Source organism: Bacillus cytotoxicus NVH 391-98, assembly GCF_000017425.1.
GTDB classification, from domain to species: Bacteria; Bacillota; Bacilli; order Bacillales; family Bacillaceae_G; genus Bacillus_A; species Bacillus_A cytotoxicus.
The window spans coordinates 3006620-3027031 of sequence record NC_009674.1; the positions used below are offsets into that span (position 1 = coordinate 3006620).

General features: G+C 35.7%; 34 protein-coding genes and 2 pseudogenes. 7 read left to right on the forward strand and 29 right to left on the reverse strand.

Annotation, left to right across the window (positions count from 1 at the left end; translation table 11 throughout):
- Position 1: 1 nt before the first annotated feature.
- From BCER98_RS14875 to BCER98_RS14985, 25 genes are all read right to left on the reverse strand, one after another.
- Positions 2–1306 carry a PBSX family phage terminase large subunit gene (locus tag BCER98_RS14875; protein WP_012095406.1) on the reverse strand — a complete coding sequence of 435 codons (1305 nt, stop codon included), beginning with the start codon at positions 1304–1306 and terminating at the stop codon, positions 2–4.
- The gene (locus tag BCER98_RS14880; protein ID WP_012095407.1) at positions 1293–1724 is read right to left on the reverse strand and encodes a terminase small subunit; all 432 of its coding nucleotides are present in this window, start codon (positions 1722–1724) and stop codon (positions 1293–1295) included. Before BCER98_RS14880 ends, BCER98_RS14875 begins: the two co-directional genes overlap by 14 nt.
- Before the next feature lie 737 nt (positions 1725–2461).
- On the reverse strand, positions 2462–2884 hold the full coding sequence (locus tag BCER98_RS14885; protein ID WP_012095408.1) for an ArpU family phage packaging/lysis transcriptional regulator: 423 nt from the start codon (positions 2882–2884) through the stop codon (positions 2462–2464).
- Complete coding sequence (locus tag BCER98_RS14890; protein WP_012095409.1) at positions 2878–3267, reverse strand: DUF1064 domain-containing protein; 390 nt, start codon at positions 3265–3267, stop codon at positions 2878–2880. Before BCER98_RS14890 ends, BCER98_RS14885 begins: the two co-directional genes overlap by 7 nt.
- 28 nt (positions 3268–3295) lie before the next feature.
- A complete protein-coding gene (locus BCER98_RS14895; RefSeq protein WP_167527344.1) occupies positions 3296–3586 on the reverse strand; it encodes a hypothetical protein in 291 nt (96 codons plus the stop codon).
- 140 nt (positions 3587–3726) lie between these two features.
- Complete coding sequence (locus tag BCER98_RS14900; RefSeq protein WP_041810013.1) at positions 3727–3960, reverse strand: hypothetical protein; 234 nt, start codon at positions 3958–3960, stop codon at positions 3727–3729.
- Positions 3961–4045: 85 nt separating this feature from the next.
- Complete coding sequence (locus tag BCER98_RS22630; RefSeq protein WP_167527345.1) at positions 4046–4192, reverse strand: hypothetical protein; 147 nt, start codon at positions 4190–4192, stop codon at positions 4046–4048.
- 18 nt (positions 4193–4210) lie between these two features.
- Positions 4211–4495 carry a hypothetical protein gene (locus tag BCER98_RS14905; protein WP_012095411.1) on the reverse strand — a complete coding sequence of 95 codons (285 nt, stop codon included), beginning with the start codon at positions 4493–4495 and terminating at the stop codon, positions 4211–4213.
- Between the two features lie 169 nt (positions 4496–4664).
- Positions 4665–4856 carry a hypothetical protein gene (locus BCER98_RS14910; protein ID WP_237701313.1) on the reverse strand — a complete coding sequence of 64 codons (192 nt, stop codon included), beginning with the start codon at positions 4854–4856 and terminating at the stop codon, positions 4665–4667.
- 111 nt (positions 4857–4967) lie between these two features.
- Positions 4968–5765: a hypothetical protein gene (locus BCER98_RS14915; RefSeq protein WP_012095413.1), complete on the reverse strand. Its 798-nt coding sequence runs from the start codon at positions 5763–5765 to the stop codon at positions 4968–4970.
- 1 nt (position 5766) lies between these two features.
- A complete protein-coding gene (locus tag BCER98_RS14920; protein ID WP_012095414.1) occupies positions 5767–6168 on the reverse strand; it encodes a YopX family protein in 402 nt (133 codons plus the stop codon).
- Positions 6155–6349 carry a hypothetical protein gene (locus BCER98_RS14925; protein ID WP_041810016.1) on the reverse strand — a complete coding sequence of 65 codons (195 nt, stop codon included), beginning with the start codon at positions 6347–6349 and terminating at the stop codon, positions 6155–6157. The genes BCER98_RS14920 and BCER98_RS14925 overlap by 14 nt, the downstream gene beginning before the upstream one ends.
- Positions 6321–6548, reverse strand: a complete 228-nt coding sequence (locus BCER98_RS14930) for a hypothetical protein (protein ID WP_012095416.1) — start codon at positions 6546–6548, stop codon at positions 6321–6323. Before BCER98_RS14930 ends, BCER98_RS14925 begins: the two co-directional genes overlap by 29 nt.
- A gap of 10 nt (positions 6549–6558) precedes the next feature.
- Positions 6559–7431: an ATP-binding protein gene (locus BCER98_RS14935; protein WP_049759262.1), complete on the reverse strand. Its 873-nt coding sequence runs from the start codon at positions 7429–7431 to the stop codon at positions 6559–6561.
- A complete protein-coding gene (locus tag BCER98_RS14940; RefSeq protein WP_041810018.1) occupies positions 7361–8164 on the reverse strand; it encodes a conserved phage C-terminal domain-containing protein in 804 nt (267 codons plus the stop codon). Before BCER98_RS14940 ends, BCER98_RS14935 begins: the two co-directional genes overlap by 71 nt.
- Positions 8165–8434 (reverse strand): hypothetical protein, encoded by a 270-nt coding sequence (locus tag BCER98_RS14945; protein WP_012095418.1) that lies wholly within the window; start codon positions 8432–8434, stop codon positions 8165–8167. It abuts the gene before it with no gap.
- Positions 8435–8447: 13 nt separating this feature from the next.
- On the reverse strand, positions 8448–9119 hold the full coding sequence (locus BCER98_RS14950; RefSeq protein WP_012095419.1) for a DUF1071 domain-containing protein: 672 nt from the start codon (positions 9117–9119) through the stop codon (positions 8448–8450).
- A complete protein-coding gene (locus BCER98_RS14955) occupies positions 9116–9598 on the reverse strand; it encodes a siphovirus Gp157 family protein (protein WP_012095420.1) in 483 nt (160 codons plus the stop codon). Before BCER98_RS14955 ends, BCER98_RS14950 begins: the two co-directional genes overlap by 4 nt.
- 63 nt (positions 9599–9661) lie before the next feature.
- Entirely contained in the window at positions 9662–10030 is a 369-nt protein-coding gene (locus BCER98_RS14960) for a helix-turn-helix domain-containing protein (RefSeq protein ID WP_012095421.1), read from the reverse strand.
- 22 nt (positions 10031–10052) lie between these two features.
- A complete protein-coding gene (locus tag BCER98_RS14965; protein WP_012095422.1) occupies positions 10053–10319 on the reverse strand; it encodes a hypothetical protein in 267 nt (88 codons plus the stop codon).
- Positions 10320–10466: 147 nt separating this feature from the next.
- The gene (locus BCER98_RS22635) at positions 10467–10610 is read right to left on the reverse strand and encodes a hypothetical protein (RefSeq protein WP_157671227.1); all 144 of its coding nucleotides are present in this window, start codon (positions 10608–10610) and stop codon (positions 10467–10469) included.
- 28 nt (positions 10611–10638) lie between these two features.
- Positions 10639–10827, reverse strand: a complete 189-nt coding sequence (locus tag BCER98_RS14970; protein WP_012095423.1) for a hypothetical protein — start codon at positions 10825–10827, stop codon at positions 10639–10641.
- 34 nt (positions 10828–10861) lie between these two features.
- On the reverse strand, positions 10862–11137 hold the full coding sequence (locus BCER98_RS14975; protein ID WP_012095424.1) for a hypothetical protein: 276 nt from the start codon (positions 11135–11137) through the stop codon (positions 10862–10864).
- A 26-nt stretch (positions 11138–11163) separates the two neighbouring features.
- Positions 11164–12000: an ORF6C domain-containing protein gene (locus BCER98_RS14980; protein ID WP_012095425.1), complete on the reverse strand. Its 837-nt coding sequence runs from the start codon at positions 11998–12000 to the stop codon at positions 11164–11166.
- The gene (locus tag BCER98_RS14985) at positions 11997–12185 is read right to left on the reverse strand and encodes a helix-turn-helix domain-containing protein (protein ID WP_012095426.1); all 189 of its coding nucleotides are present in this window, start codon (positions 12183–12185) and stop codon (positions 11997–11999) included. Before BCER98_RS14985 ends, BCER98_RS14980 begins: the two co-directional genes overlap by 4 nt.
- A 272-nt stretch (positions 12186–12457) precedes the next feature.
- On the opposite strand from BCER98_RS14985, the gene BCER98_RS14990 reads away from it, so the two are divergent.
- Genes BCER98_RS14990 through BCER98_RS15000 form a run of 3 tightly spaced genes read left to right on the forward strand, consistent with a single transcriptional unit; the run spans position 12458 to position 14758 of the window.
- A complete protein-coding gene (locus BCER98_RS14990) occupies positions 12458–12880 on the forward strand; it encodes a helix-turn-helix domain-containing protein (protein ID WP_012095427.1) in 423 nt (140 codons plus the stop codon).
- A 14-nt stretch (positions 12881–12894) separates the two neighbouring features.
- Positions 12895–13320, forward strand: a complete 426-nt coding sequence (locus BCER98_RS14995) for an ImmA/IrrE family metallo-endopeptidase (RefSeq protein ID WP_012095428.1) — start codon at positions 12895–12897, stop codon at positions 13318–13320.
- 13 nt (positions 13321–13333) lie between these two features.
- Complete coding sequence (locus BCER98_RS15000) at positions 13334–14758, forward strand: recombinase family protein (protein WP_012095429.1); 1425 nt, start codon at positions 13334–13336, stop codon at positions 14756–14758.
- A 21-nt stretch (positions 14759–14779) separates the two neighbouring features.
- Here BCER98_RS15000 and BCER98_RS23210 read toward each other — a convergent pair.
- Positions 14780–15220, reverse strand: a pseudogene (locus BCER98_RS23210) (ATPase, T2SS/T4P/T4SS family); the annotation flags it as partial.
- A gap of 204 nt (positions 15221–15424) precedes the next feature.
- On the opposite strand from BCER98_RS23210, the gene BCER98_RS15005 reads away from it, so the two are divergent.
- From BCER98_RS15005 to BCER98_RS15015, 3 genes are all read left to right on the forward strand, one after another.
- The gene (locus BCER98_RS15005; RefSeq protein WP_012095431.1) at positions 15425–16120 is read left to right on the forward strand and encodes a helix-turn-helix transcriptional regulator; all 696 of its coding nucleotides are present in this window, start codon (positions 15425–15427) and stop codon (positions 16118–16120) included.
- 141 nt (positions 16121–16261) lie between these two features.
- Complete coding sequence (locus BCER98_RS15010) at positions 16262–16504, forward strand: DUF2626 domain-containing protein (protein WP_012095433.1); 243 nt, start codon at positions 16262–16264, stop codon at positions 16502–16504.
- A 143-nt stretch (positions 16505–16647) separates the two neighbouring features.
- On the forward strand, positions 16648–18003 hold the full coding sequence (locus tag BCER98_RS15015) for an L-cystine transporter (protein WP_269147661.1): 1356 nt from the start codon (positions 16648–16650) through the stop codon (positions 18001–18003).
- A 131-nt stretch (positions 18004–18134) separates the two neighbouring features.
- On the opposite strand, the pseudogene BCER98_RS21315 reads toward BCER98_RS15015, so the two are convergent.
- Positions 18135–18350: pseudogene (locus BCER98_RS21315) on the reverse strand (DUF3912 family protein).
- 230 nt (positions 18351–18580) lie between these two features.
- On the opposite strand from BCER98_RS21315, the gene BCER98_RS15020 reads away from it, so the two are divergent.
- Positions 18581–18892, forward strand: coding sequence for a hypothetical protein (locus tag BCER98_RS15020; protein ID WP_012095437.1), 312 nt, complete (start codon positions 18581–18583; stop codon positions 18890–18892).
- A 40-nt stretch (positions 18893–18932) separates the two neighbouring features.
- On the opposite strand, the gene BCER98_RS15025 is transcribed toward BCER98_RS15020, so the two are convergent.
- Positions 18933–19424, reverse strand: a complete 492-nt coding sequence (locus tag BCER98_RS15025) for a hypothetical protein (RefSeq protein ID WP_012095438.1) — start codon at positions 19422–19424, stop codon at positions 18933–18935.
- The gene (locus BCER98_RS15030) at positions 19421–20404 is read right to left on the reverse strand and encodes an HD domain-containing protein (RefSeq protein ID WP_012095440.1); all 984 of its coding nucleotides are present in this window, start codon (positions 20402–20404) and stop codon (positions 19421–19423) included. The genes BCER98_RS15025 and BCER98_RS15030 overlap by 4 nt, the downstream gene beginning before the upstream one ends.
- Between the last annotated feature and the right edge of the window lie 8 nt (positions 20405–20412).

Consider the following 20412-nt stretch of genomic DNA (forward strand, 5'->3'; position numbering starts at 1 on the left):
CCTACAATCCAAGTGATGACTTGTTGATTGACTTCAATTTGCCACCTTTTTTCATGAACCTTTCCATTGAGTAACGCCATGCGTCCATTAGGTGGTTAAAATCATCAATTGGCGTATTAAGCCTTTTTCCTGTTTTCTTATCCGTTGCGTATATATAGTTATTAATCTCTTTAATAAACTCTACACAAGACGGATGGATTACGATTTTGAAACCTTGAATGAATTGAATACCATTGTTGATAGAGTCTTTTCCTTTGCGTGCTCCTTCAATTCTTCTAATACCGAGAGATTTAATCTCATCAATACTTTTTGGTTCAGCCGAATCAGCTGTAATCTTCTCTTTTGAGTAACCTTTTTCTTCAATCATTTTTGCGATTCTCTTATTACTCATACCCTTTTCATAATACTCATCGAATACGTAAATAGTTTCATTTCGTAAATCTACTAATGAGCAACATAAGGCGGTTGGGTCGTTCGTATAACCAAAATCGAGACCGAAAGCGCTTTGTACATCTTTCCTTTGACGTATCTCATCGATATCAAAGTCACGCACTTGGAAGTTTTCATACACAAGACCATCAGCCACGCCCCACTCACCATCACACACAATGCGAGCGCGTCTTGGATTCTTCTCATATAAACTCTCATATCGTGCCCTATCCTGTTTATCTAACCACTCATTACACTTATAAGTAGTAGTAATTGCGAATGTATCATAGGCTTGTGTTTCTTCATCGAAGAAGTAAGACTTTAGCCAATGATTCTCACTCCATGGGTTAAATGTCACAGTAATCTGTTTAAAGAAGTCTGGCGAATCCCACGAACCGCGAATAGACTCAACAACAGTTTCAAATTTGTGTTGGTCCTCAATCTCATACGCTTCCTCAAACCATGCCCAACATAATATACCTACATCAACTGTAATAGATGTAATTTTCAACGGATCGTCGAGACCACGAAATAAAATTTTTTGCCCAGTCGGTATATACGTTATCTCTGGCATAGATTCATTGAGCTTAAACAGATGTTTTACTTTAAGGCGATTAATCGCCCATTTAAAATCGGTATAACAGGATTGTTTGAGAGTGTTCGAGAATCGACGAACAACGAGGATATTAGCCCAAGGATATTGCATGAGCCTTTTTGTGAGGTTTATTACGGTGGTTTTCGATTTCTTGGAGCCACGAGAGCCTTTACAGACTCGATAGAAGTTTTTGCAGTGCCAGAAGCGGTTATAGCCCTTTCCAATGACTTCTCTAAAATTAATTTTTGGCTGTACGTTTAATGGAGCCTTATTCATCGTCATCTAGCGGCACATCATCAACGAATGTCGGCACTGTAACCTCAACTTCTTTCTTTTCAGTCCACATCATATAACGTTTTCCAAGAAGCTCCGCCGCCTTTACACGGTCTTTCACATAAGTGTCCTTGTCTTGTAATTCAAAGTATCCTTCACCTTGCCCGACAGGGACTTGCTCTGTCATCTCCCCGCGCATGACCTTTGTCAAAAACTCAAGGATTTCGTCTTGCGAGGCTACCCGTTCCTCATCCTTTTCAGCCATTCGTTCTTCTATGTACTGCTGAATGACTAGTTTTGACAAGTTTTCACTTGCGATGCGATTTAAGTTCCTACCTTTGTATCCAGCCTTTCTAGCCGCTTCAGTAGCGTTCCCCGTTTCGATATAGTAATCACAAAACGCTTGTTGTTTAGGAGTTAGTTTCATTACATATCACCGCCCCCTTTTCTTATTAACCACTATTTAATTGGAATAAAAAAGAGCAACACGTATATGTATCGCTCTTTTCCCGTTCTCAAGGAGGTTCCCGCAGTCCTTGAAGTGCTTTCACACTTCTTAAACCCTACAAATTTTATAGAGTTTAAGAAACGGAAAAACCGCTTCTTGCAGACACGAACAAGATGTAACTCATATTTCTGATATTAGATTGGTTTGAGGATGACCATACCTCTTCGAACCGAGAAATGTTTTTTTGGAGTAAACGCGCGTGTAGTTATTTTTGGGGATTTCTCGGCTCAAAGAGATAGGGGAATTCAAGCGATTCCCCCGACCTCCGCATAATATGGCTGAGTACATATGCTTCATCAAGGTTAAAAGAATGGCATTTGCGAAAATACTTTACCTACTCACTCACAAGTAGCTCTCGTATTATTTGATGTTATTCACATCTTTAAAGGTAGTATGCGGTGCTCAGTTGCACGGTACGCTAGGTACAAATCAAGTTACTACCATTAAAGAGAGGAATAACCCTCTCCCTCGTTGATTGGACCCTAACTTACGTTTATTCGTGAGTAAACTATAATTAATCGCCCAATTCAAAGCATTTAAAGGAAATCTCAAATCGTCAGCGTCGCTGTTTCCGCAGCGGCACTTATTACATTTACATCTTATAACGTACAATCAATAAGCGCTTCCTTTCTTTTTCCTTTCTTTTTCCTTTGAAATCAATAATAAACAACGATTTTCAACATTTTAGCTAACCGTTCGAACGCTTTGTCACGTTTCTCGTAATAAGGAGTCTTTGAAAGGTTCAACTTTTGAGACATCTTTACCCAATTATGCTTATCAGCTGTCATATACCCATCTTGGATGATTTGTTTTTCTATAAAATTGAGATGACTCACAGCATCCTCTACTTTCCACATAAACGCACATTGTTTAAATTCTTCTGTGTGTTCAATAGATTGATAATCTCCATTTTCAACCATAGAAATGATCCGCTTCTTATCTTCTTTAGAAAGACTGTTTTGACATAATCTATATTTCTTCAACGCTTTCAATACATTCTTTTTCGTTTCTTCCATGTTCACGACAGGTACATCAATATCTAATTCCATATTCATAAACACTTCTGCACATTTTAGCATCTTGTCCACTCCTTCGCTTTCTTATCCCAAATAACCACAACTAACTCACGTTTATGTTGATACTCCCACAATTTCTTTCTAAGCGGAAATGATTCATTAATTGCTCGCTTGCTGCCTTTTACATCCACGACCTCCTCACGACCATCTATGTACGTTACTTTAAAATCTGGCGTAAACCTCATAGCTGTTCGTTTCGCTTTCCCTCGCTTCGTAATTGTGCTCTTAATCTCAAACGATGGCACAAGTGTATAAGAAGGATGGCACTCAATTCGAGTGACATCCTTCCTTGTTTTTAGATATTCGTAATACTCAGCTTCGCTTTTTGAATCGAATTGTATGCCATCTATTACTACTTTTTTACTACGAATCTTCTTTTTCCCCATTTAAAACTACCTTTCTACTAAAAGTTTTTCAATTTCCTCTAAAACAATCTCCATCTATACAATCTCCATTTTCCCACGAACTAATTTTGTACCAATAATGAGATGATTTATTTAACTCTTCCATCAGTTTATTTACAACTGTTTCGATATCGGGAGATACACATATATTCCCACTTCCCGGAGCATTTTCATATCCTAATACATAACAATCGCCTTTTCGAATTTCAGTTGATAATTTAACATCTTGGAAAATTGATAGTAAGCTAATTTTTGCATATCCATGATCAATTACAATTTTGTAATCTTCATATTCATTCATCATTTTCGCCTCTCTTTTTAAAAGGATTATTCTATTCAAAACTAATATTGCAATAGAAACACAATATATGAATTCCTAACGTTCTCTCCGGTGCGTAATAACCAAGCATAACGCCCCACGCGTCTTTTTCTATGCCAAGTTTAATTTTTAGCATTCTTTTTCTTCATTCCGATGCCAACTACAACATCACTTAACATATCCGCTAAATTATGAGCTTCTTCCATGTTTGATGTATGGAATCTAATTACTCTACCGTCAGGAAAATTTATTGAAGCCCCTTGGGATCTTTCTGATCCAAACGTACTGCAATAAACTCCTGTTTTACACCATAAACATTTATTTTTATCTATATGACATGTACAAGCACTACTCATTTTTCCTCTTCCTCCCCTGAATAAAACTCAATATTCCGTCTATACTGTTGATACCCTTTTACTAACTTACCCAAGAGTCGAGCAGTTAGCTTTCGCTAGCTGCTCTTTTATTTATTTGTTGTAATCTACGGTGTTTTATATAACACATTGCCATATTGATGAACCTATTAAACCATTCTGTTTCTTCACGGTTCATATTGTATTCATCAGCAATTTCCTTAACTGATTTCATATCCGCACCCCTTTTCTATTAAGAAGCAAGTGATCCATCTATTAATAAAACGCTATCCTCACAATCACAAAATTCCGCGTGTAATTTATTTATTGGAGTGTCTATGGTAGGTCTAGCAAGACTAACCAAATATGTTGATAACGCTTGTTCACGCGTTAACTCTACTGGAACAGCTTCTTCTTTAACTTGTTCCGCACTATCACCAGCGACATTTTCTACATATATTTCAATCGCTTTATCCACATCGCCATTTACCGCAATTAACGCATAATATTCATGCTTATTAAACTCAAAGTATTTCATATCCATTCCCCTTTACGAATATTCTTTTCCACATTACACATACTATCTACAAGTCAACTTCCCATGACTACACTCTTTTAAAACGGAGCTTGTTCCTCCGGACTGTTTTGGATCGCGGCAGGTAACTTAGTCAATTACCTGCCATTTTCTATTCAAATAACGCTTTGGTTTAAATTATTTCTATAGAATCCATATCTACGTAATCAGAAATCCCTTCATAATAAGGTGTCTCTGCTGTAACACCTCCATCTTTATGAAGAATACCTGGATACACATTCCCTCTTGAAAAGACCAATCTTAAATGCCCCCAGTCCTCCCAATAGATATCCTTCTTAGCTTTAAAAGTGATTTTTTTGTCCATATCCATTCTCCTTTTTCTACAAAATTCAAAATTGGTCTTACTTTACAAATCCACTCCTAATACAAATTTCAAAAGATACATAGCGAGCGTGATAAGAAACCACGCTATCGCTCATCCTGCTGCATCCTCCACACAGAAGCGTAACTCTACATCGCTAGCTGGAAAATACTTGACTGGGGCGTCATCATCATTGATTTCTACACAACCGATAACGTGTTCGAACTTATTATCTTCTGTTTGAACAACCACTATATATAAAGCGTCCTCGCGTTCAACAATGTCTCCTAATTCGAACTCGTCCATTTCACGACCTTTCTTGTGAAACACCATGAAACGTTCAAACTCTTCTAATTCTTCATCTGTTGGCTTGCGGAATGTACCATTATACTTAGTAAGATATCCGTCTCCATCGAACACGCAATTTTCCGCTACTATAACAGCTAAGCTCGTCCAATATTTATCACCATTTACCTCTTTATGCACCGCATACCATTTTTTATTATCGTGCGATTCAAATACGTACATTTCACCCTCTTCGAACTTTAGAGGTTCAGCATAGTCAATAAACTCATTTTTAAAAAAGAAATTCAGTTCAATCAAAGTGCCAACTAAAATTGTATCGTCTTTTTTAAATACCAATTCATTATTTTCAATCTTCCAAGCACTGTCGACATCACTAGTTGTTGTAATCCAATGTGTTTTCATCCGTTCAATCGCTGAAAAACCTGTGTATGTTTGCATAGTTTCCTCCTCTAATAAACGTAAAAATTCAATTGGCGCAAAAGTTAACTCATCTTTCCCGTCAAATAAGCACCAACCTTTCAGATCATCTTGATGGTCGAATGTACCAATCCTTTTCTCGCCACGACTCATATAATAAACTCTATCACCTTTTTTAAATTTACTCATTTTATTCACCCTCCAGTAACTCTTTGTTTTCGTAGATATTGCCAATGACTGTTACATTTACATGACCAAATGGAAAGTAATCTCTAAGGTGGTTTCGTGGACTAGAAATTAGCTTTTCTTTCCAACTGTAATCCTTGAAAACAACTTGAGTAATAATATCTCCATGTTCAACAGATTCTTTTAAAATATCCCCTTCATAAATTTCCTTGCCGTTGTGGTCTTTTAAACCTGTGTATTGCATGTATTGCAAATGATGTAAAACTTTAAATTCTTCTTCACCTTCTGTTATGTCGTATGCGACAATACCATTAGAATCGAGTCCAAAACTTATATTCCCTTCTTCACCTACGTAATACATTTCACTCTTCACGTTGTCCCATGCTCGAAACTTAATTTCTCTCATTCTCTTCACCCTCCAAAATTTGTTCTATTTTATCCGCGATACCGTCCATAATTTGTTGCTCTACATCTAAACGTTCGTATTCACACTCATCGCCTTGATCTAATAGCTTTATGGCTGTACCGCGTTTCAGCATCGCTTCTGTTCGTAAATTACTAACTAATGCTTGCAATTGATTTTTCATCACGAAGCACTTCCTTTTGTTTATCTATATTGATAATTTGTTGTTCATGTTTCTTTAACTGTTCCTCAATCCATTTCCCTGTCGTTTTAGCGTATTCTTCGCGTGTATGAGCGTTTTGAGAAGGAGACGGTACAAATACCATTCCCCAACTACTTACGCTCGTTATATGGACGTCTGGGCACATTACAGTGATAGACATTTTATTCACCTCATGTCGTTCTATAACTTGCACCTTTCACTTGATACAAATAATCCTTACTCATTCCAAACAACCGATCAGCGGCCGCAAATCCGATTTTGTCCTCCAGCGTATCTAAATCCTCGTTGCTGGTGTACCAGATTGGCAGATTGTGAAGATATCGTTCATTAATAATCTTGTAGTACATATCTTCTTTGAATTCGCTGTACTTTGATTTTGCGATGTCATCCCAAATGAGAATGTCACATGTGCATAAATCATGAAGTATTTCATTCAAACGCTTTTTATTGTCGTTTAAAAACGCCGCATTTTGAATCTCAGCCATGATATTTACATCTTGGACACATAACACTCGGACTCCACGAATGCGCCCTGTGCACTTGTCTGTGACCTTAAAATGATTCAATGCGTATTTCGCACCAGCTACTTGTAAATGAGTCTTACCTAATCCATACGAATTGTTAGCTTGTCTCATTTTGTTACGTTCACCTGGAGGTAACGCTTTTAATTTCGTTTCACCTACCTCGGCGATAAAACCGATACTATTTATCTTTGAATCACGTATCTCATTAAAGATTTTTAAATATTCAATCATCGCATTGTACAAGGTTTGCTGAACTGCTGTTTCCCTTACATAATTATCAAACCGTGCATTTTCGAACTCAGACGGAATCATAGCGTTTTTAAATCTAGCTATAAGGCTCTTTTGTTCTAAGCATTCACATTCAATCGCAACATCTACATATTTTCCATTCAAAAACTCAGACGGTTGCTTTTCGAATATGTAGCCCCTATCACCGCACTTCTTACACTCAACCGATTGTTTTTGCGAATCCTCGGTTATCGGCTGGTTTGATTCCTCTTCCAACTTCTTCTGGTACATGATCTGCGCTCTTTCCATAAGACCCGACATTATATCCCCGAGTTTTTCCATTCTTCCACAACTCCCATTGCTGTAAATAACTTTCAAATTTAGTCCCAAACAACGTTTCTGGTCTCAAATATTTAGCTTGTGGTGTTCCAGTCCATTCAGCATGTTTTACATCGATAACTTTTTTAAAATCATCTACAGTAAACTTTTCACTCAATCTAGCTTTAATAAGAGATTGCGTCTTTTTAGTAGTTGAACGATAAGAAGAAGAGCAAACATCGTTGAGATAGGTTACTATCTCGACTATATATTTATTAACATCAGTATTTAGTTCTTTAGTATTTGGTTCTTTAGTATTTAGTAGCTTGGGATTTTCCACCGGTGGATTTTCCACCAGTGGCTTTTCCACCAATGGCTTTTCCACCAGTGGAATTTCCGCCACTGGCTCTTTTTTCGGGATTTCATATATAACTGTTTCCCACTTAACGATTTTGTTTTTATCGTCTTTAACAGGGAATCTATGAAGGTATCCATGCTCTTTTAACTCATTCATCCCAGCTCTCAAACTATCTAAACCATCTTTCGCATGTGTAGCTAACTCTTCTCTATAAAACACCCAATCATCAGGAAGAGAGAGGATATACGCTAGAATGCCTTTTGCCTTCCAAGACAACCGTTCATCTTTTAAACCTGTATTATTAATAGTGGTATAGTTACTATCTTTAACAACCCTGTATATACCCATTCATTTCACCTTCTTCATAACCACTTCATAATAAAAACCACGGTCACGATCTAAGACGAAACATCCTTTGAATAAGTGTGGATTTTCGTCCTTTTCATGTCTCACTGTTTCCAGTACCTTTCGAATAGGAAAGAGGTAATCAAAACCCTCTTTCTCTAAACGACGGCAACGCTTGATCAATTCTGATAACCTTCTATCACGTAAATACCGAGTGCGTGAACTTTTGTTTAGTGCTAATGGTATAGAGCCATCACGAATTATGGTTTTCATTTTAAACACCTGCCTATTGTGCTTGTTGCTGTTTCGTCTTAGCATCATTTAGCCATGATACAATTGTTCTTTGAATTTCCGAAGCTTGTTGTACAGTAATCCCTTTGAAAGTTTGAATACCTAACGATTGCTTGACAGTAGCTTTCGTTTCTTCGAATTCCATGTTATATACTTCTGACAATTCTCTAATTTGGTCGTGAATTGCTTTTATTCGTTGTTCGTTTGCTAGTTCTGCCCGTCTCTTTTGTTCTTCCGACGGAATGTTATTTGCTCGATTCCTTGGCGTTTTAGGATCATCATCTTGCGGAATATCCTCTCCAGAATAGATATATAATCCTAAACCATGTAGTGCGATTGCCTTCGCTAAACACCTTTGAATAGATGTATTAATTTGAAATGAAGTAGGCTTTGTAATTGGTTTATTGTAGTTATCTAATACTGGGTGAATTTGCGAACGCGTAATGTTATTTACTGTCACTTCTACCTCCACAAAATAGCCGACTTCTGTTTTCATATATGGCAATCCATCAAACCTAACAACCCGCCATGTTGCGTCCGGATGTTTCTTCAAGAGTTGGTCGACTGCCCATGACCAACTCAAATAGCTAAAACGCCCTTTTTTCTCAACATGTTTACTAACATCGATAGAAGCTAACTCTGTAAAATAATTTTTTGATTCACTCATCGAATCCTCACACTCTCACCTTGTTTTAATGTAATTCCATCCCGCCGCAATCCATTTTTCACTGCTAAAAGCAACGCCTTCTTGTCCACTTTCGGTTCTTGCGGAACCATAAACTCTGGTGGGATAACAGCATCATTCGCGATATCTAAGCTTGCTGGATTCTTTTGAATACCCACTGTTATAAGGGCTCCTTTAATACGTTTCTTTCCTACCGCTGACATTTGTTGATGTAGATACTCCTTAATGTTCTTTACACTGTTCTCGAAGGATTTACGACGATCCGCTAAACGTTTTTCTTCAGCTTTAATTACTTCCGCTTGTGCTTCGAGGTTGAGAATTAATAATGCTGCGCCCTGCACTTTTTCATCGAATGCTTCTTCAATTGCTTGTAATGTATCTTGTACTGCTTCTGGATCAGCGCCGTCCTCAATCATTTGTTGTAATTCACAGAAATTTTTACTTAACTCGTATAATTTCATTTTGATTCCACCTTTCCAACCTTAGATAGTGCTCGCTCTATTGACCAACCTCTATAAAACCTTCTAAAATGGCATGCTGCCATATGGTTTATTTGTTAGTATGGTAATGACATAATCTATATCTAGCTTTTTACACTTGTCCGTTTCTTGTTCGGACATACGTTTTAACGTGCTAACTGCTGTTACGATTTCTATAGGCAAATTGATTTCATGCTCTTCTTCATGCTTATTTTCTTGAATATGAGTAATCAATTCGTCTACATTAACGTTTAGATATTGAGTCAGTTTATTTAAGGTGTCAAAGCGAATCCCTTTGCTAGTACCGTTAGCTAGTGCTGTTAGCGTTACTCTTGACAATCCCGTATCTTTAGATACCTTAGTTATACTTAATCTCTTATCTTTTAATATCTTTTTAAAACCACATACAATCATTAAAATCTCTCCTTCACAAACCCTACCTCTTGTGATATACTGATTTAAGTTTTTGATTGTATTTGACTCCTGCTGCAACAGGGGTCTTTTCTTTTTCATTAAGATAATTATTTAAATCTTCCGTTAATTCTTTCTCTAATTTGAGCGCCTCTAGCTTCTTACTTAGATATAAATGCTCTTTCGCAAAATATTTGAAACCCTGTCGATCGTTGTTTAGCATCGCTTTCCACTGATTGTTTACAGCTTGATTCATTTTCTCAACGAGCAACATTTCTTCTGTTTTAGCCAACCTTCTCACCCTTTTTGATGATCTTGTCCAAGATATACATTCTTACCTTAATGCGGCATTTATCCTCATTGTTTGCAAAATGAAGCATACGAAGTAATCTAGCATAATCAGCGAATGTTGCATTCTGATAGTTGATATTTAAGTACATCACTTTTCCTCAACCTCCTTTCTTTTCCGTATCTCCTCGCATTTTCTAGCAAAGAACTCTGGACAGTTTCTTTGGAACCAAAGCGACATTTCACGCTTCGTTCTTTCTGGAATTTGCGGTGGTTTGACTACGATCTCCTTCATATTCTTCCTCCTTCAAATCGTTTGTTGCTTATACTTGAAATTCCACATCCACCTTGACTGTAATATCAACTGGTATTTCTTTCGTAACGCGAATAGACGCTGGATGTGCCCCTTTTTCGATTAATTGAGATACGATTTCTTTCACTTCTTCTTGTGTTTCACATTCGTAAACAGACGTTCCGAATGTAGTTTTATTGATTACTAGATAATTTTGCATTTTGTTTCCTCCTACTTAAATTTCTGTGACAGCTTCACTTTTTGCCTACCATTTTTTCTTCTGCCCATTCTAATAAGAACTTTTGAGTTTGTTTTGCTGGAAAATACCATTTTTGACCTACTTTAAATTTTGGAAAACGAGGGTCGAAAAAGAATTGATCTTGAATCGTATTCCACGACATGCAAACACGTTTTTTTAATTCCTTCGTATCCCAAAATGCAAGCTCGGCATCGTATTCTTTCATTTTTTTTCGGATTTCTTCAACACATAATTCCTTTACAACAGTTTCATCAATTTGAATATTGAGCATCTATAACTCTCCTTTCATCACCAGCGTTACAGTTCTGCTGTGAGTTGGTTGTTAACTTGAGCAATCTCTTCACTCAATACAATAGGTAATTCATATTCGACAATCTTCTTTTTCGCCGCTTCTAAATAACGACGCTTGATTGCTTTATAGCTCTTCACATCGAAATGACGACGTAGTTCTCTGTAAATATCCTTATACACTTTGCCTCGAGTGCTTTTATTTTGATATGCATTTGACTGCTTACCACCTAATAACCGAACCGCCGTTTTATTTACTGTCTTTACAATTTCATCGCATTCAGTGGCGTACAATGGCGTATTCTCTTTTAGGTCTTTCACCTCCGCTTTAACAGAGTTCATATCCTCTTTCATAGTCGAAACTTCTTCGTTTAGTAGGATTGTCGCTTGCATATTGGCTAGAAGACTTTCTTTCTCGTTCAATACTCTTGGTTGTTGTTCTCTCATATTGAAATATCCGTCTACAAATTGATCGTATAACTCCCACGCTGTATCATCTTCGAGGATTTTTAATAGTTTTGCGTATCCTCGTTCGGATAAGAGGTATATGTTATTCGATTTAGAAACCATCATTTTGCTTAAAATATTGTGGTCCGTTAAACCGACCTCAAATATCGTTCCCTTTAAATCAACAATATCGATACCATCTTTAAATCGTGAACGGTTTTCGTTAATTCGTAGATTGATATGTTTGACTTCTTTCTCGTGAATTTCAGCAATTTCTTTCACTAACATTGCTTTTTTACCTTCACCAAAACCACCCTCGATTCCAGTGAATTCATATCCTGCGACATGTTGTTTACCTAAAATATGTAGTTCATTCGCTACTGTTAATTGATCTGTCATTGTGCAATTTCCTCACTTTCTAAAATTCGATTAATTTTTTCTTTCACTTTCTTGCCGTCTCGCTTACCTAACAGAATATCTGATAGATACGGACCTGAGATGTTTAGCATTTTGGCTAATTCTGCTTGTTTCATATCATTTACAAATAGCCACATTTTCACTTTTTTACCGAATGTTTTATCCATGTTGATAACTCCTTTTTTATTTTTTAGCTAATTTTTTAGCTTTCTATTGACTAATTCTATCGAGAAAGATAGAATATAGACATAGCTAAATAAACCTACATTAATAGCCTTGTTAACGTTGGGGAACGTGACTTTCACTGGCTTTCTTTGTGGTGTTTTTGTAGCTAAATAACTAGCTTATGAACACAGTTTACTATCGTATAAGATAGATGTCAACACTTTAATCTATTTTTTTCGATAGATTTTTGTTCATAGGCGTAAGGATGGTTGCTATGACTACTTTTGATATAGTTAAAAAATTAGCTGAAGAACAAAAAATATCGATTTCTGAATTAGAAAGAACCTTGGGTATGGGGAAAAATAGTCTATATAGATGGAAAAAACAAACCCCATCATCGGACACCCTGCAAAAAGTAGCTGATTACTTTAACGTTTCAACTGATTACTTATTAGGAAGAACAAAAAAGAAATACTGGGAACTTACTGAAAAAGATGAAAAAGATATCCAAAAGAAATTAGAGGAATTAATAGAAGATATGGGAAATTCCGATGCTCTTGCATTCTCTAAAGGATCCGAGCCGATGTCTGAGGAAACAAAACAATTATTAATCATCTCATTAGAAAATGCTCTAAGATTAGGAAAACAAATGGCTAAAAAGAAATTTACACCTAAAAAATATAGAGATGAAGAATGATTGGAGTGGATCTTATGGTTTCGAAACAGCAAATTGACTTAAAAATAGACGAACTACTTAGACGATACAACACCAGAGATCCATTTCTTATCGCTGAAGAAAAAGGGATTGTTGTTATTACCGAAAATTTAGGGGATATTTTTGGATACTATCACAAAGTATCTCGCATCCCTATCATACATATTAACGAACGACTTTCGTATCAAAATCAAGTTTTTACTTGTTTTCATGAATTAGGACACGCTATCTTCCATCCAGATGAGAATACACCCAAGCTGTCTTTGGTGTCTCTTTGTTCTGAAATTCGTATAGAGGCTGAAGCGAATTATTTTGCAACAAAATTTCTTATCGATGGAAGTCATCATGATTATTACATTCAAACAAAACAAGAACTATTACAGTATTATGGAATACCTAAAGAAATGGAGCGTTTTATTTAAGGAGGAATAAACTATGGCTGTAGGAATTTATATTCGTGTAAGTACACAAGAACAAGCTTCTGAAGGACATTCTATTGAATCGCAGAAAAAAAAGCTCGCTTCTTATTGTGAAATACAAGGATGGGATGACTATCGTTTTTATATAGAAGAAGGTATTTCTGGTAAGAATACCAATCGCCCTAAACTTAAGTTGTTGATGGAACATATCGAAAAAGGCAAAATAAATATATTGTTGGTGTATCGTTTGGATAGATTGACTCGTTCTGTTATTGATCTACATAAATTGCTGAATTTCTTGCAAGAACACGGATGTGCTTTTAAATCAGCGACTGAAACGTACGATACAACAACAGCGAATGGTCGTATGTCGATGGGTATTGTATCTTTATTGGCACAGTGGGAAACCGAGAATATGTCGGAACGTATCAAATTAAATTTAGAACATAAAGTATTGGTTGAAGGTGAACGTGTTGGCGCTATTCCTTATGGGTTCGATTTGTCAGATGATGAAAAACTCGTTAAAAACGAAAAATCAGCCATTTTATTAGACATGGTTGAAAGAGTAGAAAATGGGTGGTCTGTAAATCGAATTGTTAACTATCTTAATTTAACAAACAATGACAGAAATTGGAGCCCGAATGGTGTGTTGCGATTATTAAGAAATCCGGCGCTATATGGTGCGACAAGATGGAACGATAAAATCGCTGAAAACACACATGAAGGTATCATTAGCAAAGAACGTTTTAATCGATTACAACAGATACTAGCGGATAGGTCTATACACCATCGAAGGGATGTAAAAGGCACTTATATATTTCAAGGTGTATTGCGTTGCCCTGTATGCGATCAAACCTTATCAGTTAATCGATTTATCAAAAAACGAAAAGACGGAACAGAGTATTGTGGGGTTCTGTATAGATGCCAACCTTGTATTAAGCAAAACAAATATAACCTTGCTATTGGTGAAGCTAGATTTCTTAAAGCACTAAATGAATATATGTCAACTGTGGAATTTCAGACTGTAGAAGATGAAGTTATTCCTAAAAAAAGCGAGCGTGAAATGTTGGAAAGTCAACTACAACAAATCGCACGCAAACGAGAAAAGTATCAAAAAGCTTGGGCATCAGATTTAATGAGTGACGATGAATTTGAAAAATTAATGGTTGAAACTCGTGAAACTTATGATGAATGCAAACAAAAATTAGAGAGTTGCGAAGATCCTATAAAAATAGATGAAACATATTTAAAAGAAATTGTGTACATGTTCCATCAAACCTTTAATGATCTAGAATCAGAAAAACAGAAAGAATTCATATCGAAGTTCATACGAACTATTCGCTACACTGTCAAAGAACAACAACCGATCAGACCAGACAAAAGCAAGACTGGAAAAGGGAAGCAAAAAGTGATTATTACTGAGGTCGAGTTCTATCAATAACGGTTGTATTTGTAGAACTTGACCAGTTGGTCCTGTAAATATAAGCAATCCATGTGAGTGATGTAAAAAAGAGAGCAGTTTCTTCGCTGAACTCGGGAATAAAGAGAGATGTGATAATGGTTGGATAGACGCTTGCAAATGCAAACGAATAACGAGGCTTTCCAAATATACTGTAGGAAGTGTGGATAATCGTAAATGTACTTCTTGACCATCAATTTGTAAATAAAGTGAGCCATTTTGTGGTTTACGCCTTTCTCCAATATCCATAGAAGCTAAAAATTTGAAATGTGAAATGAGTCTCTCTCCAAACTGCTTTTCAATATAATGTTTCGTCATTAAGTCCTGTCCAATGCGCAATTGAATCATTACATTCTCCCGATTGGGTACAATGTGTAAATCAGATGCCTGTACTGCACAAGCTTCTTTCATAATCTTATTGGCAAAATGTTCAATATCATTCATTAGACTCCCTCCTCACTATGTATATATCACGCATAAATCAAAAAGAAAAATAACGAAATTCTTATTTTCTCTGTACTAAAAAGCTAAAATATATTTGTGAAATTATGAACAATTTCTGAATTGTTGACTAAATTTACCTATAAGCAATATTATCTGTATTATAATGTTAATATCTTGGATAAAGTTAAAAAGGTGGAGATCCTAATGGAACAAGCTTTAAAAATTACAGGTGTATTATCTGATCCAACTCGTTATTATATTTATAAATATATTTCACAAAAGCATAGTTATGTAACGGTACAAGAAATTGCCGAGGAGTTTAATATTCATCCGAACGTAGCACGTCTGCATTTATCAAAATTAGAAGATGTAAATATGTTGAAATCAGAAACAAAAAAAACAGGAAAAGGCGGAAGACCAAGTCGACTATATATATTATCTGAAGATGTCATTCAGCTTCAGTTCCCATTTCGAGACTATCAATTATTAGCAAACATTTCCTTAAATGCTCTCCTTAGCCTTGGTGAACCTGGAAAGAAAGCGCTATACGAAACCGGTAAACAGTTAGGTAAAGAAATTATGGAACAACATATGCAGCGTTTGAATGTTCATGAAGCTTCTTTAACATTAGAACATAAAGTACAAATTGCAAAAGAAGCATTATCAACAGCTGGCTTGTCTCCTTCGTTTGAATTAAGTACAGATGGCACAAAAGTTTTCTATAATGTGTATAACTGTCCGTTTAAAGAAGTTGCGGTTCGTCATCCAAATGAAGTTTGTAATATGCATGGGGATATGATGAAAGGAGTTTTTGAAGTTCTATTCCCTCATATGGAATTACAGCGCCATGATAATTTGCTAGATGGCTGTAAATCTTGTAACTACACAGTGAATCTTTAATATTACGTTAAACTAAATGTGTCAAAAAGAAGTCAATTTTATGTGGCTTCTTTTCTTTTTTTCGCAAATATTTACAATAGTAAGAAAAATAAATTATAATAAGAAGGGGATTACTTTTTTTTAGAAAAGGAGGGAGATTGCATGGAGCGCATGTTTCGCGTTCTTGGCTTTTGGACTGGAATTTTCTCAGTAATGTTTTACTTAGGGGATATGTACGCTACAGCACTACTATTTTTAGGACAAACAGGATTTTTTGTACTTTTAAGTTATTTAAAGTTGACAGAGCGTATGTATATATACGTATTCGGAGCATATTTAACAGTCTTCTTCATCGGATTTACATACTATACAACATTTTTATTTATTCCTGGAACTGGACATTAGAAAGATGGCAACTTGCCATCTTTTTTTATTTTCCACAATCACCTAGTTGACTTATAGGATTTCTTGAAATATATTTATATAACAGATGGAATGAAGGGGGAATCAACTTGAATACACTGCTAATCGGAATTAATATTGCCGTCATGCTCATCTTAGTTGGCGTATTATACTATATGCAACGTAAGCATGTATCTTTTAATAAACGTGTATTTACTGCTTTAGGAGTCGGAATTACATTTGGTCTTATTTTACAATTCATTTACGATCCTACTTCTAAAGTTATCATTGAATCAAACAACTGGTTTAGTTTAATTGGTAGCGGTTATGTGAAATTGCTACAAATGATTGTTATGCCACTTATTTTAGTTTCTATTATTTCAGCATTTACGAAATTAAAGTTAACAAACAACCTTGGTAAAATTAGTGGACTGATTATCGGTATTTTAATCCTTACAACGGGAATTGCAGCCGCTGTCGGTATTGCCGCAAGCGCGGGATTCGACGTACAGGCAACTGGTTTACAACAAGGGGATGCAGAAACTGCTCGTTTAAAAGCGGTAGAAGAGAAATTCACTTCTATCGAACAAACACCAGTTCCACAAAAATTGTTGGAACTACTGCCTACAAATCCGTTTCTTGATTTAACAGGCGCACGTCCAACTTCAACAATTTCTGTTGTCATCTTTGCTGCTTTCATCGGCATTGCTTATCTTGGCGTAAAACGTAAATATCCAGAGCAAGCAGATGTATTCAAAAAAATGCTTGATGCTGTATATGCAATCGTTATGCGCATCGTAACATTAATTTTACGCCTTACACCATACGGCGTGTTAGCTCTTATGACAAAAACAGTGGCAGGTAGCGATGTAAATGCGATTTTAAAACTTGGTAATTTTGTTTTAGCATCTTATGTAGCTCTTATTGTCATGTTTATCATTCATTTATTATTAATCGGACTCTCTGGTTTAAATCCAATTCAATACGTAAAAAAGGTATTTCCAGTATTAACGTTCGCATTCACTTCTCGCTCTAGCGCTGGTGCAATGCCATTAAATATTGAAGCACAAAAAGAAAAACTTGGTGTCTCAGAAGGAATTGCAAACTTTGCTGCTTCATTTGGGGTATCAATCGGTCAAAACGGTTGTGCTGGTATTTACCCAGCAATGCTTGCTATGATGGTCGCTCCAACTGTTGGAATTGATCCATTACAGCCGCAATTTATTTTAACATTAATCGCTGTTGTTGCAATTAGCTCATTCGGCGTTGCTGGCGTAGGAGGCGGAGCAACATTTGCAGCATTAATCGTACTGTCTACAATGAACTTACCAATCAGTATTGTCGCTCTTGTTATCTCTGTGGAACCATTAATTGATATGGGCCGCACAGCTCTGAACGTGAGCGGATCTATGACAGCAGGCCTTATTTCTAGTAAATGGCTTGGTGAGTTAGATCATCATACTTATGACCAAACTGAACAGACAGAAGAAGTTGCTTCATAATAAAAAGACTCTAACATGATAAAACATGTTAGAGTCTTTTTATTCTTTTCCTTTCCAATATCATCTATCACCAAAAAGGAAATCACTCCTTTCACCATGACACACGTTTTCATCGCCTATTGTCCGTTCTTCTACAAATAGCCATTTTTCTCACACCATGCATGAAATTGTCCTACATCTCTCCCCACTAAAATAATATCCTTTAACTCTACATCAATAGCATAATTATCAATGACAATCCTGAATGTTTGACCTGACTATTTTCTACTTTCTTCACAATTCCTATTTTATTTCGATACGATCCATCTTTATATATATATTTTTTATCCTACAATATCAAAATTCAAGACTCTCACCTCTTTTATTGCAAATCGAATAGAAGGTTTCCTTTCATCACGTTATTTCTGTATATATGTGATAAAACAAAAAAAGAGTCCTTCCTTTATTACAATTATTTTTTCTTTATTTCATTTTGGTAAATTATACGTAAAAATATAGAATCACACACTCGAAAACGCTTACTTAAAATATTTACATGGTACAATAAAAAAGTAGAACTTCGTAAAGAGGGAGACAAATGGATATAAAAATTATCACAAAAGTAATCGAAGCATTAAAATCTTATGGATTTCAAGATGTAACATACTGCGAAGAAACAAAACAATTTTTATTTCATAATCAAACTGATATTATGAACGGCTATGCAGAAATCACATATAGTAGTCAATTTGAAAAATTCAACGTGCAAATTCACCCGATTGAAACACATCATCAAGCGGAATTACAAGAAGTTGAAAAACACATTCAATCTTGCATACGTAAAGTAGAATATTTAAATGCTCTTCTGACAGGACAAAAAAAATTAAATAAAAAAGTTATGATGATGTAAAAAGAACGTGATAATTATCACGTTCTTTTTACATCATCATTCATTCAATTTCCATCTTTTCTTTCAATTGCAGACCTGTAACAGACTCTAATACATCCATCGCTTCTCCAATGGTCATATCAAAAATAGCCTTGTCTTCCATGTACGGAAATTCTTTAAAACGCTTTTCCAACATCTTTACAATATCTGATGTAAATAACGAACTATCAATGCCAAACTCCGTTTCCAGAAGAACAATCCAATCTAAAACATGAAATCCTAGTCCGTTTATAAATGTAATCAGTTTCTCTTTAGGCTGTGAAGTTAAAAATACATAACGCTCCATTTCTCCAAATAGCTGTTCACCTAAAACGTCTGCGATTTCCTCATCGTGTTCATGACTCACAATTTCATCATACCCATAGTCATCAACAAGCTCTTCTATTTCCTCTCCATCTACACAAAGTAATTGACTGCGACTTGCGTCCTTTTTAAATGCACTTTTTTGTACAACTTCTAAAAAACTTGTGTTCCATCCCTCTTGTAGTTTCATCTTGGTAACTCCTTTATTTTTAAATATATATTTTGCTGAAACTTCTCTTTCGCTCTTTCGTTACAAACTCTCACCTGATCAGACAAAACAGAAGCATTACATATAGACTGATTCACATACACAGGTGGATCGATTAGACGAGCCTTTCCGCTCTTGTAACAAATATCATAGTCTTGTCTATTCTCTTCTAATAATATCCCTGGATGCAATTTATGTAACAAATTTATTATCTCATCATCTTGGCATCGTTTTAATTTTTCAAGTAACTGCTCATCCTCCAATAAAAAATCTTCTATATCAATTCGCTTTCTTTTTAATGCAATCTGTAATGCTTCCGTTAATAAATGGTAACTATACGAACCTAATGGATGTAAAAAGAAATCAATTGTTTCTTTATAATATGTTTCTGTAAACCACTCAGCAGCTTCTATAGACCGTAAACAAATTTGTTGGTCTCGAACAGTTAACTCCTTTAAAAAAGTAGAAACTTCCTGTTTTGAAATCATTCCATATGTATATAAATCGCGAAGCGTATAATCTATTCGATCTGCACATAAGGCCGGTAATGGCTGTTCTAATAGCTTCCATTGTTCCCAATTTTGCAGTGCTTTAGAATCATATCCATACTTTTGTAAAATACGAGGTATCTCTGAATTTTCGATAACTGTTTCAAAAATAAGTTCATGATAGTCCTCATCTTTTTTATGTAACACTCGATCAACAACATGTGAAAAAGCCGTATGAGATACATCATGTAACAAAGCGGCAACCTGTTCAGCTTCACTTCCACCTAACATTTTCACAAGAAGCATAACACCGACAGAATGTTCAAAGCGGGTAACATTCCAATTTGGATTTACTAAAAAACTAGCCCCAGCTTGATGAACTTTTTTTAACCTTTGCATCGCTTTCGTTTCGATAAGTTCTTCTAATATACTCCCTATTTCAAAAGTGCCGTATACCGTATCATGAACTTGCATTATACCAC

What these genes read in the sequence shown, in the direction of transcription:
- BCER98_RS14875 (WP_012095406.1), bottom strand. Translation starts at nt 1,306, where the DNA reads ATGACGATGAATAAGGCTCCATTAAACGTACAGCCAAAAATTAATTTT.
- BCER98_RS14880 (WP_012095407.1), bottom strand. Translation starts at nt 1,724, where the DNA reads ATGAAACTAACTCCTAAACAACAAGCGTTTTGTGATTACTATATCGAA.
- BCER98_RS14885 (WP_012095408.1), bottom strand. Translation starts at nt 2,884, where the DNA reads ATGCTAAAATGTGCAGAAGTGTTTATGAATATGGAATTAGATATTGAT.
- BCER98_RS14890 (WP_012095409.1), bottom strand. Translation starts at nt 3,267, where the DNA reads ATGGGGAAAAAGAAGATTCGTAGTAAAAAAGTAGTAATAGATGGCATA.
- BCER98_RS14895 (WP_167527344.1), bottom strand. Translation starts at nt 3,586, where the DNA reads ATGAATGAATATGAAGATTACAAAATTGTAATTGATCATGGATATGCA.
- BCER98_RS14900 (WP_041810013.1), bottom strand. Translation starts at nt 3,960, where the DNA reads ATGAGTAGTGCTTGTACATGTCATATAGATAAAAATAAATGTTTATGG.
- BCER98_RS22630 (WP_167527345.1), bottom strand. Translation starts at nt 4,192, where the DNA reads ATGAAATCAGTTAAGGAAATTGCTGATGAATACAATATGAACCGTGAA.
- BCER98_RS14905 (WP_012095411.1), bottom strand. Translation starts at nt 4,495, where the DNA reads ATGAAATACTTTGAGTTTAATAAGCATGAATATTATGCGTTAATTGCG.
- BCER98_RS14910 (WP_237701313.1), bottom strand. Translation starts at nt 4,856, where the DNA reads ATGGACAAAAAAATCACTTTTAAAGCTAAGAAGGATATCTATTGGGAG.
- BCER98_RS14915 (WP_012095413.1), bottom strand. Translation starts at nt 5,765, where the DNA reads ATGAGTAAATTTAAAAAAGGTGATAGAGTTTATTATATGAGTCGTGGC.
- BCER98_RS14920 (WP_012095414.1), bottom strand. Translation starts at nt 6,168, where the DNA reads ATGAGAGAAATTAAGTTTCGAGCATGGGACAACGTGAAGAGTGAAATG.
- BCER98_RS14925 (WP_041810016.1), bottom strand. Translation starts at nt 6,349, where the DNA reads ATGAAAAATCAATTGCAAGCATTAGTTAGTAATTTACGAACAGAAGCG.
- BCER98_RS14930 (WP_012095416.1), bottom strand. Translation starts at nt 6,548, where the DNA reads ATGTCTATCACTGTAATGTGCCCAGACGTCCATATAACGAGCGTAAGT.
- BCER98_RS14935 (WP_049759262.1), bottom strand. Translation starts at nt 7,431, where the DNA reads ATGTACCAGAAGAAGTTGGAAGAGGAATCAAACCAGCCGATAACCGAG.
- BCER98_RS14940 (WP_041810018.1), bottom strand. Translation starts at nt 8,164, where the DNA reads ATGGGTATATACAGGGTTGTTAAAGATAGTAACTATACCACTATTAAT.
- BCER98_RS14945 (WP_012095418.1), bottom strand. Translation starts at nt 8,434, where the DNA reads ATGAAAACCATAATTCGTGATGGCTCTATACCATTAGCACTAAACAAA.
- BCER98_RS14950 (WP_012095419.1), bottom strand. Translation starts at nt 9,119, where the DNA reads ATGAGTGAATCAAAAAATTATTTTACAGAGTTAGCTTCTATCGATGTT.
- BCER98_RS14955 (WP_012095420.1), bottom strand. Translation starts at nt 9,598, where the DNA reads ATGAAATTATACGAGTTAAGTAAAAATTTCTGTGAATTACAACAAATG.
- BCER98_RS14960 (WP_012095421.1), bottom strand. Translation starts at nt 10,030, where the DNA reads ATGATTGTATGTGGTTTTAAAAAGATATTAAAAGATAAGAGATTAAGT.
- BCER98_RS22635 (WP_157671227.1), bottom strand. Translation starts at nt 10,610, where the DNA reads ATGAAGGAGATCGTAGTCAAACCACCGCAAATTCCAGAAAGAACGAAG.
- BCER98_RS14970 (WP_012095423.1), bottom strand. Translation starts at nt 10,827, where the DNA reads ATGCAAAATTATCTAGTAATCAATAAAACTACATTCGGAACGTCTGTT.
- BCER98_RS14975 (WP_012095424.1), bottom strand. Translation starts at nt 11,137, where the DNA reads ATGCTCAATATTCAAATTGATGAAACTGTTGTAAAGGAATTATGTGTT.
- BCER98_RS14980 (WP_012095425.1), bottom strand. Translation starts at nt 12,000, where the DNA reads ATGACAGATCAATTAACAGTAGCGAATGAACTACATATTTTAGGTAAA.
- BCER98_RS14985 (WP_012095426.1), bottom strand. Translation starts at nt 12,185, where the DNA reads ATGGATAAAACATTCGGTAAAAAAGTGAAAATGTGGCTATTTGTAAAT.
- BCER98_RS14990 (WP_012095427.1), top strand. Translation starts at nt 12,458, where the DNA reads ATGACTACTTTTGATATAGTTAAAAAATTAGCTGAAGAACAAAAAATA.
- BCER98_RS14995 (WP_012095428.1), top strand. Translation starts at nt 12,895, where the DNA reads ATGGTTTCGAAACAGCAAATTGACTTAAAAATAGACGAACTACTTAGA.
- BCER98_RS15000 (WP_012095429.1), top strand. Translation starts at nt 13,334, where the DNA reads ATGGCTGTAGGAATTTATATTCGTGTAAGTACACAAGAACAAGCTTCT.
- BCER98_RS15005 (WP_012095431.1), top strand. Translation starts at nt 15,425, where the DNA reads ATGGAACAAGCTTTAAAAATTACAGGTGTATTATCTGATCCAACTCGT.
- BCER98_RS15010 (WP_012095433.1), top strand. Translation starts at nt 16,262, where the DNA reads ATGGAGCGCATGTTTCGCGTTCTTGGCTTTTGGACTGGAATTTTCTCA.
- BCER98_RS15015 (WP_269147661.1), top strand. Translation starts at nt 16,648, where the DNA reads ATGCTCATCTTAGTTGGCGTATTATACTATATGCAACGTAAGCATGTA.
- BCER98_RS15020 (WP_012095437.1), top strand. Translation starts at nt 18,581, where the DNA reads ATGGATATAAAAATTATCACAAAAGTAATCGAAGCATTAAAATCTTAT.
- BCER98_RS15025 (WP_012095438.1), bottom strand. Translation starts at nt 19,424, where the DNA reads ATGAAACTACAAGAGGGATGGAACACAAGTTTTTTAGAAGTTGTACAA.
- BCER98_RS15030 (WP_012095440.1), bottom strand. Translation starts at nt 20,404, where the DNA reads ATGCAAGTTCATGATACGGTATACGGCACTTTTGAAATAGGGAGTATA.